Below are 15,612 nucleotides of genomic sequence, written 5' to 3'. Positions count from 1 at the left end.
GATTCGCCGGAGCCGCCGAACCGGGGCTTGACAGAAGATGGAAGGATACAACATACTAATTAGTATCTGAATATCACATTTTGATAACAGCAAGGAGGCGAAAGGCTTGACCGTACGGGACAAAGTGCTGCAGGCCGCGGAGCGCATCGCGGAGACGAAGCCTTTCGACGCGATTACCTTTGCCGAGGTGGCCGACGCCGCCCAAGTCCATTGGACCGCCGTCCGCAGGCATTTCGGGGGCAAGCGCGAGATGAGGGAATGGCTGAAGGAGAAGCAAGAGGCTCGCGATCCCGCGCTTGCCGACACGAAGACCCGCGTTCTGGAATCGGCGGCTTCCGTGTTCTCGGAATTCGGGTATACGAACGCTTCCCTGGATAAAGTCGCCGAACATGCCGGATTGAGCAAGGGAGCCGTCTATTGGCACTTCTCGTCCAAGCAGGACTTGTTCCTGGCGATGCTTGAAGGCCATTACGAGCGGCAGCTCCGCATGCTTCCCGGCCAGATCGAACGCGTCCTGCAGGCGGAGGAACCGGCGTCCGCGCTTGCCGAATGGCTGGCGTCCCAACTGCTCTGCCTGGAGTCGGGCGAAGCGGACTCGATGCTGTTCATGGAGTTTCTGGTGTCCGGCCGGGACCCGGACATCCGGGAGCGAATGAGCAAGCTGCACCGCGGCTTGCTGAGCCGCGTGGCGGAGCTCTTGCTGGAATTGCAGCGCAGACGGTACCTGGACGACAGTGCGGACCCCTATTCGATAGCGGCGATGTTCGATGCGTTGTTAAAGGGCGTCCTCGTGGAATGGATCCTCGACCCGAGACCGGAGCGGCTGCGTTCGCTGATTCGCACGGTGTCGAGAACGTTGGGGCAGGGCATCGTCGTCAAGCGATAACCGTTCGCTGCGGCGACGGTTCCTTTTTTACTGACAACATACTAATCAGTACGTTAATAACACATTAAAAAGGATTTGATTGGATTAGGAGGTTTAAAAATGGTTGCGATAACGGTTCTGTTGGCGGTCGTGCTGATCTTATCAGGGGCGCTTTACGGGTATGGACGACACAAGGTGCGAATGGCGGAGAAGCGGTACCCGCCTCGGGGAGAATTCGTCGAAGCGGATGGCGTCAAGCTTCATTTTATCCGCAAAGGCGAAGGACGGCCGGTCGTGTTCCTCCATGGCGGCGTTCTGACCGCCGAAGATTACCGGGAGACGATCGACATCGCCGCCCGAAGCGGGTATTGCGGGATCGCCTTCGACCGGCCCGGATACGGATACAGCGAGCGGCCGGACGGCGAGCGCGTCACTCCCGGGAAGCAGGCGATGCTGCTGCGCCGGGCTCTGATCGGGCTGGGAATCGAGAAGCCGATTCTCGTCGCCCATTCGTGGAGCGGCGTTCTCGCGCTAACCTATGCGCTGGAATACCCGGACGATCTGGCCGGGATCGTGACGCTGGGGGCCGGATTCTATCCGCAAGGGTACCCGGCGGAGAAGGGGGACCCGATCTCGACGATCGCTATGGCGCCGGTCCTGGGAGCTTTCCTGCTGCGCACGCTGCTGCCCGTCGTCGGCCCGCTTCTAACGAACGCCGTTCTGCGGGAAACGTTCAAACCCGAGCCCGTGCCCGAATCGTACCGGCAAGCAACGCTCGCCTACTGGCTGCGTCCGTCGCAGTTCAGAGTCAACCGGGAAGACGTGCTGGCGTTCGTTCCTGCCGCCAAAGCAGCGATGGGGAGGTACAAGCGGATCCGAACGCCGCTTGTCATCGTCGTCGGCGGCGAGGATCCGTTCCCGACCAAAGAGCACAGCTATCGATTGCACCGCGAGATCCCGGACTCGGATTTGATCGTATTGCCGCATGCAGCCCACATGATCCCGCAAAATCACCCGGGGGACGTGATGAACGCCGTAAGGGCGTTATCCGGCGGATCGGCCGGCGAGCTCAGCGCAAAAGAAGATGCCGAGCCGATTCGGCATCTTCCTTAACGCGTCGCTTTAAGCTTCCCTAAGAAACGCCGTCTTCATCGAGTTAATCCCTAAAGTCTCTAACGGAACATGGCCCACAGCTTGATCAGATGCAGCGTGTTTTTGGGGTCGATTTTCTGCGCGAGCACAAAAGAGACGATCTGCTCCTCCTGAACGTCCGTCAGCGGCTCGTTCAGAATCTTCGCCGCCGACTTGACCCATCTGCGAACCTTCAATCGATCCTGCAGATCGTATTTGTTCGCTCCGTCCAGCAACTGTTTGATTTTTTCCTTGGTTGTCGGGTTTTTCATCTTGAACTTGACGCGTTCCACCAAATCCGGCCGGATGCCGAATTTCTGCCAGCTCATTCGAAACTCACTTCCTCTCGGCGATGTCTTGACTATCCTATGCCGTTTCTGGATGCGTGAGACCCTATAAACCCTTGACTTCCATGAGCCGCTTGTCTTGTTCGGCTTAACTCGTTAATCCAACGGTTCCCCTTGCAGAGTCGCCTCTCTTCGCAGATATTCCCTTAATCCTTCATAAGCGGGAGACGTCCAGAACTCCGGCAGGGCCGTCAGTTCCGCCGCGTCGTCCCGCGCCTGCTCCAGCACCGCGAAGTCCTCGATCAGATTCGCTATCCGGAATTCGGGGACTCCGCTCTGCTTCGTGCCGAAGAACTCTCCGGGACCGCGCAGCTCCAGATCCCGCCTCGCGATCTCGAAGCCGTCGTCCGTGTCCGTCATCGCCTTCATCCGCTCTTGGCCGTTCTCCGACTTCGGATTGGCGATCAGGACGCAGTAGGATTGGAATTCGCTTCGTCCGACCCGCCCTCTTAGCTGGTGAAGCTGGGACAGGCCGAAGCGGTCCGCGTCCATCACGATCATCAGCGTCGCGTTCGGCACGTCGACCCCGACCTCGATAACCGTCGTCGAGACGAGCACGTTCGTCTCCTTGGCGGCGAAGTCGGCCATCGCCTGCTCCTTCTCGGCGGCGGACATTCGTCCGTGCAGGAGGCCGATCGCAAGCTCGGGCAGCGCCAGCTTTAATTGTACGTGCAGATCGATCGCGTTCTGGACGTCCAGCTTCTCCGATTCCTCGATCAGCGGACAGATGAAGAACGTCTGATGGCCGAGCTCCGCCTCCCGGCGGATGAAGCCCAGCACCCGGTCCATCATCTCGTGCTTCACCCAGTACGTCTTGATCGGAAGTCTTCCCTTCGGCCGCTCCTTGATCGTAGAGACGTCCATATCTCCGAAGACGGTGATGGCTAGCGTCCGAGGAATCGGGGTCGCCGTCATCGAGAGCACGTCGGGGTTCAGCCCCTTGCGCCGCAGAACGCTTCTTTGGTTGACGCCGAAGCGATGCTGCTCGTCCGTCACGACAAGGCCCAGCTTCCGGAAATAGACGTCGTCCTGGATGAGGGCATGGGTGCCGATCAGAATATCGACAATCCCCATCTCCAGGCTGGCTAGAATGTCCCGGCGCTTGCGGTCCGTCGCGCTCCCCGTCAAGAGCGCCACTTGGATGCCGTAAGGCTCGAACAGCTTGGACAGGGAACGGTAATGCTGCTCCGCCAGAATCTCCGTCGGCACCATCAAGGCTCCTTGATAGCCGGCCCGGACGGAGGCATAGAGCGCCACGGCCGAGACGACCGTCTTCCCGGAGCCTACGTCCCCTTGCAGCAGCCGATTCATCGCGTAAGGACGCTTCATGTCGGACGTGATCTCGTTGATGACCTGCTTCTGGGAATCGGTCAGCTCGAAGGGCAGCGCCGACGCGAACGCCCGGATCTCCTCGCTCTTGATCGGATGGGCGATGCCGTCCGGCTGCTTGCGGTTCGCCGCCCGGTAAGCCTGAAGCTTGAGCTCGAACAGGAACAGCTCCTCGTAAACCATCCTTCGGCGGGCTTCCTGCCCCTCCCGCGAATTCTCCGGCCGATGGATCCGCGCGACCGCCTCCCGCCTCGGAATGAGCTCATGCCGATGAACGATCTCCGCCGGCAGAATCTCGGGGATCATCGCGCCGTATTGATTCAGCGCTTCGTCGATCTTCTTGCGGATCCAAGGCTGCGTGATGCCGCCCCCGACGGAATAGACCGGTTGAAGCGTTCCCGACTTGGCGGCTCCGCGATCGGGGAACTCCGATTCGGCCACCGTGATCTGGCGTCTTCTCTGGTCCCACTTACCCGTCAAGATGATCTCCCGGCCGACCGTCAGCTGATCCTTTAGGAATGCCCGGTTGAACCAAACCGCCGTCACGAGAAGCCCTTCTACCGTAACCCTGCACATCAGCCGGGCCGTCCGGCCGTAGCGCTGCAGCGTCGGATGGGCGGCGACGACGGCCTGAACCGTTATTTTCTCCCCGTCCTTCACCTCTCCGAACTCTCTAAGGCGATAGTCCTCGTAACGGAACGGATAATACTCCATTAAGTCTCCGATCGTAAAAACACCCAAGGCGTGAAGCTCCCCGGATTTCTGGGTGCTCACGCCTCGAAGCTTCTCGACGGGAATAGCGAATAAGTCCAAACTCATTGCAACCAACCTCATTCGAGCGAAGCTCTCCGCGACGTTCGGCCTGCCGAAACGTTTGGCGCGGAGGCGCCGCCAATCCTCCGGCTCTCCCGAATTATTCGGTAACGGCCGGGCTCATGAAAATACCGACGGTGCCCGGACCGGCATGCGTGCCGATGACGGGACCGATCGCCGACTGCAAGTAATTCCGGATCGGGAACCGCTCCTTCAGAAGGGCGATCAGCTCTTCCGCCATCTCCGTTCTGCCGGGCGTCACCACGACGTTGAGATCGACGGGACCGCCCGCGAAGTCGGCCTCCAGCAGCTCGACGATTCGGGCGAACGCTCTTTTCTGGCCTCTCGCCTTGTCGAGCGCGTTCACGTACCCTTCGGAATCGATCGTCAGAATCGGCTTGATGTTGAGGAGCGATCCGAACAGGGCCGAGGCCCGTCCGATTCGCCCGCCTTTATGAAGGTACTCGAGCGTATCTACCAGGAAGTAGAGCTTCGTCGATTCCTTAAGGCGCGTTACGGCCTCGATGATCTCCTCTCTGGAGGCGCCTTGCTCCGCCAGCTCGGCGGCCTTGACGACCAGCATGCCGTAGCCGTAGGAAGCCGACTTCGAATCGATGACGGTAACCGGCGATTCATCCTCGAGCATCGACCTCGCTAGCAAAGCCGATTGATAGGTTCCGCTTAAGGCGGAGGACAGATTAATCGAAATCACTTGCTTCCCCTCGGCGATCAATCGTTCGAACACGGCCAGAAAATCGGCCGGCGACGGCTGGGACGACTTGGGCAGCCCTTGAAAGCTCTGAAGCTTCTCATAGAATTCGACGGGCTGCAGATTGACGTTATCCAAGTAGGCCTCATCGCCGAAGTGCACCGTCAGGGGAATCATTTCGATTCCAAGCCTTTCCCTTACCTCGCGGGGAATATCCGACGTGCTGTCCGTTACCAGAGCGATTGCTCCCATTCCCATTCCTCCGTAAACAGGTATCTTCATTGACGCGATCAAACGCTCTCGACCATGAACCAATACGGGTACAAAGGCTGTCCGCCGTCATGGACTTCGACCTCGGCATCCGGATAATTCTGATCGATCCAAGCCAGCAGCGTCTCCGTGTAATCGGAATCCGCTCCCTCGCCCGTCAGGATCGTGAGCACTTCGTCGCCTTCGGTCAGCATCTTGGCCAGCAAGAGGCGCGCGGCCTCGATCAAGCTGTCGTCCGAAGCGACGATAGTCTTGTTCAGAATGCCGATATACTGGCCTCCCTGAATGTCGATACCGTCCATTCTCGTATCCCGCACGGCCTTCGTCAGCTGCCCGGTCGCCACCTTCTCGATCGCTTTTAGCATTCGGCCGGTATTGGCCTCAAGCGTGTCTTCCTCGCGGAAAGCAAGCAGAGCCGCCATCCCTTGGGGGACGCTAGTCGTCGGGATGACCGTAACCGGCTTCTCCGACAGCTCCGCGGCTTGCTTGGCCGCCAGCTGAACGTTGGAGTTGTTCGGCAGAATGTAGATATGTTCGACGGCGAGCGAAGCGATCGCCTGCACGAGATCCTCCGTGCTCGGGTTCATGCTCTGGCCGCCGGAAATAACCGAATCGACTCCAAGGCTTCGCAGCAGCTGCTCGTTGCCCTTGCCCGTGCTGACGGCCACGATACCGAAAGGAGCCATCTCGAAGGCAAGCGGGTGCGCCGCGCTCTGAACGGCGACGGCCGCCTGGCCGGCTTCCGCCTCCGCCAGCTTGGAGATGGCTTCCGGCGGATAGCCCGACGCCGCCTCGAAGCCGATCGACTCGTTCTCGTAGGAGGTCGGAAGTCTGGCGATCCGCTCCCCCTTGTCCTCGCTCTCGAGCAGCTCGCGATGCTGGTCCTGCATGTTGAGGATGTGAATCGACGACAGCTCGCCGTAGAGCAGCGCGGCGTTTAGAACGTCGCCCGGACGCCGGGAATGCACGTGAACCTTAACGATATCCCCGTCGTCGATCAGGATGATGGAATCCCCGTCCTTCTCCAGCGTCTTGCGGAAGGACGCTTCCGGGAACGGAGTCCTTCTGGCGACGGCATCCCGATTAATGAAAAACTCCATGTCGTAAGGAAATTGAATGGATTCCGTCCTGATTCTCGATTGGGCGGAGCCCGGTGCCGCTTCGTGCCGTGCCGGCGCGATCGAGACCGCGGGAGCCGCTGCGGTCGCGCCGGCGGCGGCGAAGCCGGCTCCCGCGCGACCTTCCAAATACTCCAGGAATCCTTCGTACAGGTAGACGAGCCCCTGCCCGCCGGAGTCCACGACGCCGACCTGCTTCAGAACGGGCAGCATGTCGGGCGTTCGCGCGAGCGTCTCCGAAGCCTTGAAGACGACCTCTTGCATCCATTCCGTAAGGTCGGCCGTACGGCGCGAAACGGCAAGCCCGTGCTTGGCCGCTTCGCGCGCCACTGTCAGAATCGTCCCCTCGACGGGCTTCACGACCGATTTGTAAGCGGTGTCAACTCCTTGTTGCAGGGCGGCGGCGAACGCGGACGCGCCTATCTCTTGCTGCCCGGAGACGGCGCGCGAGAAGCCCCGGAAGAGCTGGGATAGAATAACGCCGGAATTGCCGCGCGCTCCCATCAGCAGTCCCTTGGCCAGAACTTCGGCCGCCCGGCCGACCTCGGCGGACGGCTTGCCGCGAAGCTCGTTCGCTCCCGCCGTCATCGTCATATTCATATTCGTTCCCGTGTCTCCATCCGGAACCGGGAATACGTTCAATTCGTTAACTCGATCCGCATGGGCCGACAGCCTCTCGGCTCCGGCCAGAATCATGGCGGACCATTCCGTTCCGTTCAAGCTGCGTTTGTTCAAATGCCTATTCTCCTCCCGAAGGTACGATCGGTCGTTCTCATGCTGTCTTGATGCATCCGGTCGTTGCCTATTGAGACACTCGTACGCCTTGAACATAGACGTTGACGGAATCGACGCGAAGCCCGACAATCTCATCGAGTACGTATTTAACTTTAGTTTGAATGTTATGCGCTACTTCGGAGATCTTCGTTCCATAGCTTACGATAACGAAGAGGTCCAAGTGAATCTGCTCCCCCGTGCGCCGGACTTCGACGCCGCGCGACAAATTCTCTCTTCCGAGCAGCTCGGCGATGCCGTCCTTAAGCTGCTTGCGGGAAGCCATTCCAACCAGTCCAAAACAATCCATCGCAGCCGATCCCGCTATGACGGCGAGCACCTGATCTGCTATATCAATCTTACCGTTCTCGGTCGCCATCTGCATGGGCACGGAATCCACTCCTTTATGCTGGTATTATGGACCATATCCTATTGTACTATAAAAATTGTTCGAGATGAAGCCGAAAACACAGATTGCAACGCCCCTGCCCGTATGATATGATAATGAAAGTGTCTGCAAGGTCTTGGTAGGGAGGTGGATTTAATGGCTCGCAAATGTTACATTACGGGGAAGAAGCCTAGCTCCGGTAACAACGTATCTCACGCTAACAACCATAACAAGCGTTCTTGGGGAGTCAACGTGCAAAAAGTGCGCATTCTGGTGAACGGTAAGCCGAAACGCGTTTACGTAAGCACCCGCGCCCTGAAATCCGGCAAAGTGACCCGCGTTTAATTCCACTTTACGGCGATTTCCAAGCGAAATGACTAGGGATATGCATTGATACCTATAACAAAAAGCACCTGGAGCTCCAGGTGCTTTTTGTTGTGGCGCTGGCCGCCGTATGCTTGCAAGCGTCTCCCGGCCAAGCCGGAGCCTCCGGGAACCGCGGGTTCCAAGGAGGCGTTAGTTCTTCTGGAACGTGTTCAGGATTGCTTTGACGAACCCGCCCAGAAATTTCGGCAGCTTGATGGTATAGAACTTCATCCTCCACCCTCCTCCGGACTTAGAGCGTCCCCGCAGCTGAACGCACGAACGCGCCGATTCGGTGACACGCGTTGTTGATATAATGTATGCGGGTACGCGGTTGTCCTAGTCCGGACAGAATAAGAGAATTTTCACGCCTTGGCCGAGTTCTTCAAAGTCGAAATCGCGGACGCCCGGTCGTTATTCCCGTAAATATAATTGCCAGCGACGAGAGCGTTGGCTCCGGCTTGCGCGACCAGGGCGGCCGTCTCTCCGTTGATGCCTCCGTCCACCTCGATGTGGACGCCGTGAAGCCCTTTGGCGTCCAAACGGCCGCGCAGATCGCGGATCTTCGGAAGCATGGCCGGAATGAACGATTGGCCTCCGAAGCCGGGATTGACCGTCATGATCAGCGCCAGATCGATGTCTTCGAGAATATGATCCAGCACGGACAGCGGAGTATGCGGATTAAGAGCCACGCCGGCCTTCAGTCCGAGCTCGCGAATCGCATGGATGGTCCGGTGAAGATGCAGGCACGCTTCGGCATGAACCGTAATCCGATCCGCTCCGGCCTTCTTTAAGTCCTCGAACAACCGTTCCGGCGTATTCACCATCAGATGCACGTCGAAGGGCAGGCTCGTATAGGAGCGGATTGCGCCGACGACCGGCGGTCCGAACGTCAGGTTCGGCACGAATTGGCCGTCCATGATATCGATATGAATCCAGTCCGCGCCGCAGCGCTCCGCTTCGCGGACGTCCTCGCCGAGCTTGGCGAAGTCGGCCGACAGGATAGAAGGTGCTATGATCGTCATTCCTTTAATACCTCCGTCTGTTCTCTCTCCATTCCGCCATGAAGCCGGCGTAATGCTCGTACCGGCTCTTGGCGACGCTCCCTTGCTCCAAGGCTTCCTTCACCGCGCAGCCGGGCTCGTGGATATGCGTGCAGCCCCTGAACTTGCACCCGCCCGCCAGCTCGGCGAACTCGCGGAAGCAGGACCCGATCTCTTCGATGCCGAGCTCCGCGAAGTCCAGCTGGCTGAAGCCGGGCGTGTCGGCGACATGGCCGCCGTCCGCAAGACGAATCAGCTCGACGTGCCGGGTCGTATGCTTCCCCCGCCCCAGCTTCTCGCTGATCTCGTTCGTTTCGAGCGTAAGACCCGGAACGAGAGCGTTGACGAGCGAAGACTTGCCGACGCCCGATTGCCCCGCGAAGACGCCGACGCGGCCGGCGAGACGCTCCTTCAGCGCATCAATTCCGTCGCCCCTCTTGGAGCTGACGCTCAAAGTCTCGTAGCCGATGGATGCGTAGAGATCCCGGGCGGCTTCGACATCCGCCCGAATGCGCGCGTTCTCCTCGGAGGCTTCCATCGCGTCGAGCTTCGTGAAGACGATCAGCGCGTCGAGACCCGCATGCTCGATATGGACGAGAAACTTATCCAGCAGCTGGAGGTTCAGCTCCGGGCGAATGACCGAGAACACGAGCACGGCCAAGTCGACGTTCGAGACCGGCGGCCGGATCAGCTCCGTGCTTCGGGGAAGCAGCTCCTCGATCGCCCCTTCCCCGTTCTCCGTCTCGCTGAAGACGACCCGATCCCCGACGAGCGGGGATTGCCCGCGCTTCTTGAAGATGCCTCTCGCGCGGCATTGAACCGATTGCCCCGTCTCGTTCTCCACGTAATAATACCCGCTTAGCGCCTTGTAGATAATCCCTTGGGGCATAAACCTACTCCCTAATCCTGTGTATTGTCCGCATCCGTCTCTCCGGTCCCTTGTTCCGTTCCGTCCGGCGTTCCCGTATCGGTTCCGTCAGGAGGATTCGAAGGCTCCTCGGTCGCCGGATCGATCGTTGCCGGAATGTCCTCGTATGGGACAGGAACCTCATAGACTTTCTCTCCGTCGCGAAGGACCGTGATGCTGCCGCTGGTGTTCGGAGCGAGCACGAGCGTTATGCGATAAGTCGTCGGGGATTGGATCTTCTCTTTTTTCCGCTCGATGTCTTCTCCCCTGGCATCCGTCACGAGAATTTGAACGGTGCTCGTCTGGCCTTCGACCGTCGGCGGCACCGTCACGTCCACCGGTCTCTCCTTCGCTTCCGCCGGATAGCCGCTGGCGATCCAGATCTTCACATCCGTGCCGGCGGTCACCATCTCGTTCTTCTCGGCCGGGAATTGCTTAAACACCAGATCCTTGGTGGCCGTGTAGCTCGCTTCGTAAAAAATGTTGTTGTTCGAGAGGTTCAGGTCGTTCTCTTTCAGCTTGGCTTTCGCCTCGTCCAGGGTCAACCCGGTCAGATCCGGCATCGGGAACTCTTCGAGCCCTTCGCTGACGGTCAGCTTGATCGTATCCTTATCCGGATCGAAGTTTGCTCCGGCGGCTGGCTCCTGCTTCAGGACGGTTCCCGCCTCGCTCTCGTCGTTGACCGTCTCCTGCTCGATCCGATCCTCGGTTACTCCGAGCGCCTTCAGCTCCTCGACAACGTCGTCATAGCTCTTGCCCGTCAGCGTCGGCATCGGCGACAGCTCGGGCCCCGAGCTTACGTACAGGGTGATCGTCGCGCCTTCCTTCACCTTCATGTCCTGCTTGTCCTGACGGGTCACGTTCCCGGCTTCGATCTCGTCGCTCGGCTCTTCCGGCGGAGGATCCACGACGTTAAGCCCCGCTTCCAGCATGATGGCTTTCGCTTCGGCGAACGGCTTATCGACGACCAGCGGAATGTCCACGTCCTTCGGGCTAAGCGTTCCCTTAAGAGCGAAAATAGCCCAGACCAGGATGCCGATCAGAATGACGGCGATGACCCCGAATACCGTCGGCCCGACCCACCTGCGCTTCGGTTCTTCCTCTTCGTCCCACTTCTCTTCCTTTTTGACGATCGTCTCTTCCCCGGACATCCGCATATCCGGCTTGAGGGCGGGAATGACGCGTGTTTGCTCGCCATCCTCCTCCTCTAGCAGTTCGCTGGGGAATTGGACCGGAGGCTCGTGAAGCCGCTGCGGCGAGAGGCAAGTCTCCAGATCCTGCAGCATCTGCTTCGCGGATTGATACCTCTCCTGCGGATTTTTGCGCATTGCCCGGAGAATGATGTTCTCGACGCTCTGCGGGATGTGCGGATTCACCAGCTTCGGGCGCTCGAACGACTCCTGGAGATGCTTGAGCGCGACGCTGATCGGGCTCTCCCCGAGGAAGGGAAGGCGTCCCGTCAGCATCTGGTACAGGACGATCCCGAGCGAATAAATGTCGGACTTCTCCCCGGTGCTGATCCCTTTGGCATGCTCGGGAGAGAAATAATGGACGGAACCGAGCACGGAGCCGGTCTGGGTAATCGTCGACGTCGTTACCGCGCGAGCGATCCCGAAGTCCGTCACCTTTACCCGGCCGTTTTTGCCGATGAGGATGTTATGCGGCTTAATGTCGCGATGGATGATTTGATTATGATGGGCATGATCCAGCGCGTCCGCGATTTGGGCGGTGATGCGCACGGCTTCCTCGACCTGCAGAGGAGCCCTATCGCGAATGATTTCGTTCAGGTTGTGGCCGTCGATGAACTCCATGATGATATAATGGGTGTCGTCTTCCTGGCCGACGTCATAGATGCTGACGATATTCGGATGGGACAGGGAAGCCGCGGCTTGCGCCTCGCGGCGAAACCGGCGCACGAAATCCTCGTCATGCATGAATTGCTGCCGCAGCACCTTGACGGCGACGAATCGGTTCAGCAGAATATCCCGCGCTTTATAAACGAGAGCCATTCCGCCTCCGCCGACGCGATCCAGCAGCTCATACCGACCTCCGAGCGTATGTCCGATCATGCCTTACCTCCTCCGGCGACGCCATCGTTCCTCTCGTGTTCGACAAGCACGACGGTGACGTTGTCGTCTCCTCCGGCCAGCAAAGCGAGCGCGATCAATCGCTCCGCTTTCTGTTCCAGAGTCGCATTCGTTTCTCCTAAGGTGTCTTTGATGAGATGGTCCTCGACCAAGGTGCTGAGTCCGTCGCTGCAGAGAAGCAGAAGGTCCCCGGGCAGCCAATCGAACCTTATGATGTCGACTTCGACCTCGCGGTCGGTTCCGAGCGCTCTCATCAGCACGTTGCGCCGAGGATGATTGGCCGCCTCTTCGGGGCTAAGCTGGCCCGACTTGGTCAGCTCGTGGACGAGAGTATGGTCTTCCGTCAATTGAAGGAGCTCTTCGTCGCGCAAGCGGTAGACGCGGCTGTCCCCGATATGACCGATAAGGCCCGCATCCCCGTTCAGCAGCGCCAAGACGATCGTCGTCCCCATGTTGGAATACTGATCGTTGCCCGACGCGGCTTCGTAGACGACCGAATTCGCCCTTCGGATCAGCTCCTTCAGGCGATCTTCGGCCGCTTCGGACTCGATGGCGTCCTGCCAGGACTTCAGGGAGGAGACGACGCTCTCGACGGTCAAGCCGCTCGCGATCTCCCCCGCCTTATGTCCGCCCATCCCGTCGGCCACGACGGCCGCGACCAGTCCGAGTTCGATCCGGTCCACCCAAGCGCTGTCTTCGTTCACTTGCCTGACTCTTCCCACATGACTCCGCATTGCCGTGTTCACAACATCACCTCGTCTGAGCCTCTTTCTCCTTCTTTTCCTTCTCCTCCGTATACTTCGCGCGAAGCTGTCCGCAGGCCGCCGCGATATCGTGGCCCTGCTCCCGGCGAATCGTCGCGTTGATCTTCTTGCGCTCCAGGATGCGCTGGAATTCGAAGATATCGTCGCGGGGAGTCCGAACGTAATTCCTCTCCGGCACGTAGTTGACCGGGATGAGATTGACGTGGCAGAGCATTCCCTGAAGCAGATCGCCCAGCTCTTCCGCGTGCTCCGGACGGTCGTTCACGCCGCCGATGAGCGCGTATTCGAACGTCAGGCGCCGGCCCGTCTTCTCGATATAGTACTTGCACGCGTCCATCACTTCGTTGAAGCGGAAGCGGCGGTTGACCGGCATCAGCTTCGAGCGCAGCTCGTCGTTCGGCGCATGGATCGAGATCGCGAGGCTGATCTGGGTGTTCTCGTCCGCGAAGCGGTAGATGTTCGGCACGATGCCGCTCGTGGATACCGTAATGTGGCGTTGGCCGATATTAAGGCCCTTGGGATGCGTCATGAGCCGCAGGAACGTCATCATGTTGTCGTAGTTCTCGAAGGGTTCGCCGGAGCCCATGATGACGATGCTCGAGACCCGCTCGCCTTCCGCGTCGAGAAGACGCTGCGATTGCACGACCTGGGCGACGATCTCTCCGGCCGTCAGGTTGCGCTTCAGGCCGCCGAGCGTGGACGCGCAGAACGTGCAGCCGATCCGGCAGCCGACCTGGGTCGTCACGCACACGCTGTTGCCGTAATTATGCCGCATGAGGACCGTCTCGATCGCGTGGTCGTCGTGCAGGCCGAAGAGGAACTTGACCGTTCCGTCCTTCGACTGGAACTTCGTGATCTCCTTCAGCGTCACGAAAGCGAACGCCTCGTTAAGCTTATCGCGCAGCGGCTTCGGGAGGTTCGTCATCTCCTCGAATGAGCCGACCCTCTTCACATAAAGCCAATCGAAGATCTGTCCGGCGCGGAATTGCGCCTCTCCCTGCTCCTTGACCCACTCCTGGAGCTGTTCAAGCGAATAATCGTAAATAAAAGGTTTGTCAGGCTTGTAGTTTAATTTGCTGTCCAAACCCTTCAGTTCTTGTTTGTCCATATGTGTCACCACCGTTCGATCTATTTTATCACAAACGCCCTTCCGGCAGAAGATTGAAGCCCGGAAGCCATAAACCCAGGCGGGGCGCGGGTTCCAGGCCCCTATTCCAACCGCTTCAGCTTGGCGATGAAGAAGCCGTCGCTTCCGAATTGATGCGGCAGCAGCTGGACCATTCCCGCGAACGTCTCCGGCAGCGCCTGCCCCTTCTTCAAGGCTTGTACGATCTCCTCCGGCCAATTCGCGTCCAGCATATAGTTCGGATGCTTCTCCAGAAATCGGAGGACCGCCTCCTCGTTCTCTTCGCGGGCGATCGTGCAAGTGCTGTATACGAGCGTGCCGCCCGGACGCACCAAGCCGTGCACCCGCTCCAGAAGCTCCGCCTGCAGCGAGGCCAAGCTCGCGATGTCCTCCTCGCTCTTGTTCCACTTGATCTCCGGCTTGCGCCGGATCACGCCGAAGCCCGAGCAAGGGGCGTCGAGCAGCACGACGTCCATCGAAGCCGCCGGCAGCTTCCCGGCGAGCTCCGCGGCATCCCCGACCGTCGTCCGCACGCAGCTTAGCCCGAGGCGTTCCGCCTGCTGGGCGATCAGCTGCTCCTTGTGAGGATGAACGTCGTTGGCGAGCACTTCGCCCTCGTTCCCCATCAGCTCCGCCAGATGGGTCGTCTTCCCTCCCGGAGCCGCGCAGCAGTCGAGCACCCTCATGCCCGGCTTCGGATCTGCCACGGCGGCGACCAGCATCGAGCTCTCGTCCTGAACGGTCAGCCGTCCTTCGCGGTACCAGTCGGTCGCCGCCAGGCTCCCGGCGCGTGAAGCGACGATGCCGCCGGGCGCAAGCTTCGATGGCTGCGCGTAAATATCCCGCTCCCTCATCTCCTCCAGCAGCGCTTCGCGGCTGATCCGAAGCGGATTGACCCGCGCCGAGCCGTGCGGAGGCTCGTTGCCCGCCTCGCACATCGCTTCCGCCGCTTCCGGCCCGAAGGCGTTCATCCATCTTCTTACGAGCCACTCCGGATGGCTATGCTCCAGGGCGATTCGTTCCGCTTCCGGCAGCCCGGCCGGCAAAGCCGGCGTCAACCCTTCGCGGAGCAGGCCGCGCAGAACGCCGTTCACGAGACCCGCGATGCCCGCGTGGCCTCTCTTCTTCGCGATCCGGACCGCCTCGTCCGTCACCGCGTGGGCGGGGACCCGATCCAGCCACCGGAGCTGATAATAGCTTAGGCGCAGCAGGCTCCGCACCCAAGGCTCCACCTTGTTCGGCCAGCCCTTGACCCGGCCCTTCAGCACGAAGTCGATCGTGTTCAGCCGCTGAATGGTTCCGTAGACGATCTCCGTCGCCAGCGCGGTATCCTGGCGGGACAGGGACGCCTCCGACAGCACCCGGTTCAGCTCCAGTCCGCTGTACGCCCCGTGCTGATCCACTTTGAGCAGCACGTTCAACGCGGCCTCGCGGGGACCGCCGGGCGTCTTTCTCGCGACTCCCGATTTATTCGAAGTCGGGTTTTTACCAATGCTCATTCCGTTACACGCTCCGATTGCGGCAAGCCCTCGGCTTGCTTCTTTTCCCCACTTACCAGTATGGCCAGAGCAGTCGTTCTCT

15 protein-coding genes are annotated in these 15,612 nt (G+C 59.8%); 3 read left to right on the top strand and 12 right to left on the bottom strand.

Annotated elements, in window-relative coordinates:
* Positions 1–106: 106 nt before the first annotated feature.
* Together H7B67_RS20850 and H7B67_RS20845 are read left to right on the top strand one after the other, a co-directional pair.
* A complete protein-coding gene (locus tag H7B67_RS20850) occupies positions 107–886 on the top strand; it encodes a TetR/AcrR family transcriptional regulator (RefSeq protein ID WP_185121798.1) in 780 nt (259 codons plus the stop codon).
* A gap of 99 nt (positions 887–985) precedes the next feature.
* Positions 986–1,978: an alpha/beta hydrolase gene (locus H7B67_RS20845; protein ID WP_185121797.1), complete on the top strand. Its 993-nt coding sequence runs from the start codon at positions 986–988 to the stop codon at positions 1,976–1,978.
* A gap of 59 nt (positions 1,979–2,037) precedes the next feature.
* Here H7B67_RS20845 and H7B67_RS20840 read toward each other — a convergent pair whose 3' ends face one another.
* The 5 genes from H7B67_RS20840 to H7B67_RS20820 form a co-directional block, all read right to left on the bottom strand.
* Positions 2,038–2,325, bottom strand: coding sequence for a stage VI sporulation protein F (locus tag H7B67_RS20840; RefSeq protein ID WP_185121796.1), 288 nt, complete (start codon positions 2,323–2,325; stop codon positions 2,038–2,040).
* Positions 2,326–2,439: 114 nt separating this feature from the next.
* The gene (gene recG / locus H7B67_RS20835) at positions 2,440–4,491 is read right to left on the bottom strand and encodes an ATP-dependent DNA helicase RecG (protein ID WP_185121795.1); all 2,052 of its coding nucleotides are present in this window, start codon (positions 4,489–4,491) and stop codon (positions 2,440–2,442) included.
* A gap of 94 nt (positions 4,492–4,585) precedes the next feature.
* Positions 4,586–5,446: a DegV family protein gene (locus tag H7B67_RS20830; protein WP_185121794.1), complete on the bottom strand. Its 861-nt coding sequence runs from the start codon at positions 5,444–5,446 to the stop codon at positions 4,586–4,588.
* 38 nt (positions 5,447–5,484) lie between these two features.
* Complete coding sequence (locus H7B67_RS20825; protein WP_185121793.1) at positions 5,485–7,317, bottom strand: DAK2 domain-containing protein; 1,833 nt, start codon at positions 7,315–7,317, stop codon at positions 5,485–5,487.
* A 67-nt stretch (positions 7,318–7,384) separates the two neighbouring features.
* Positions 7,385–7,738, bottom strand: a complete 354-nt coding sequence (locus H7B67_RS20820) for an Asp23/Gls24 family envelope stress response protein (RefSeq protein ID WP_221468861.1) — start codon at positions 7,736–7,738, stop codon at positions 7,385–7,387.
* Positions 7,739–7,897: 159 nt separating this feature from the next.
* Between H7B67_RS20820 and rpmB the strand changes: the two genes are divergently transcribed.
* Positions 7,898–8,086 carry a 50S ribosomal protein L28 gene (gene rpmB, locus H7B67_RS20815; protein WP_185121791.1) on the top strand — a complete coding sequence of 63 codons (189 nt, stop codon included), beginning with the start codon at positions 7,898–7,900 and terminating at the stop codon, positions 8,084–8,086.
* A 171-nt stretch (positions 8,087–8,257) separates the two neighbouring features.
* Here rpmB and spoVM read toward each other — a convergent pair whose 3' ends face one another.
* From spoVM to rsmB, 7 genes are all read right to left on the bottom strand, one after another.
* Positions 8,258–8,338: a stage V sporulation protein SpoVM gene (gene spoVM / locus H7B67_RS20810; RefSeq protein ID WP_010345573.1), complete on the bottom strand. Its 81-nt coding sequence runs from the start codon at positions 8,336–8,338 to the stop codon at positions 8,258–8,260.
* Positions 8,339–8,469: 131 nt separating this feature from the next.
* Positions 8,470–9,129 (bottom strand): ribulose-phosphate 3-epimerase, encoded by a 660-nt coding sequence (rpe, locus tag H7B67_RS20805; protein ID WP_185121790.1) that lies wholly within the window; start codon positions 9,127–9,129, stop codon positions 8,470–8,472.
* A 4-nt stretch (positions 9,130–9,133) separates the two neighbouring features.
* Positions 9,134–10,036, bottom strand: coding sequence for a ribosome small subunit-dependent GTPase A (gene rsgA / locus H7B67_RS20800; RefSeq protein WP_185121789.1), 903 nt, complete (start codon positions 10,034–10,036; stop codon positions 9,134–9,136).
* An 11-nt stretch (positions 10,037–10,047) separates the two neighbouring features.
* Positions 10,048–12,123, bottom strand: coding sequence for a Stk1 family PASTA domain-containing Ser/Thr kinase (pknB, locus tag H7B67_RS20795; RefSeq protein WP_185121788.1), 2,076 nt, complete (start codon positions 12,121–12,123; stop codon positions 10,048–10,050).
* On the bottom strand, positions 12,120–12,887 hold the full coding sequence (locus H7B67_RS20790; protein WP_342592450.1) for a Stp1/IreP family PP2C-type Ser/Thr phosphatase: 768 nt from the start codon (positions 12,885–12,887) through the stop codon (positions 12,120–12,122). Before H7B67_RS20790 ends, pknB begins: the two co-directional genes overlap by 4 nt.
* 4 nt (positions 12,888–12,891) lie before the next feature.
* A complete protein-coding gene (gene rlmN / locus H7B67_RS20785) occupies positions 12,892–14,013 on the bottom strand; it encodes a dual-specificity RNA methyltransferase RlmN (protein ID WP_185121787.1) in 1,122 nt (373 codons plus the stop codon).
* Between the two features lie 101 nt (positions 14,014–14,114).
* On the bottom strand, positions 14,115–15,530 hold the full coding sequence (gene rsmB / locus H7B67_RS20780; protein WP_185121786.1) for a 16S rRNA (cytosine(967)-C(5))-methyltransferase RsmB: 1,416 nt from the start codon (positions 15,528–15,530) through the stop codon (positions 14,115–14,117).
* Positions 15,531–15,612 lie beyond the last annotated feature (82 nt).

The organism is Cohnella thailandensis, from assembly GCF_014212135.1.
Taxonomy (GTDB): Bacteria; Bacillota; Bacilli; order Paenibacillales; family Paenibacillaceae; genus Cohnella; species Cohnella thailandensis.
Note: the sequence above shows the minus strand (reverse complement) of the source record. Positions and strands in the feature narration are given on the sequence as shown.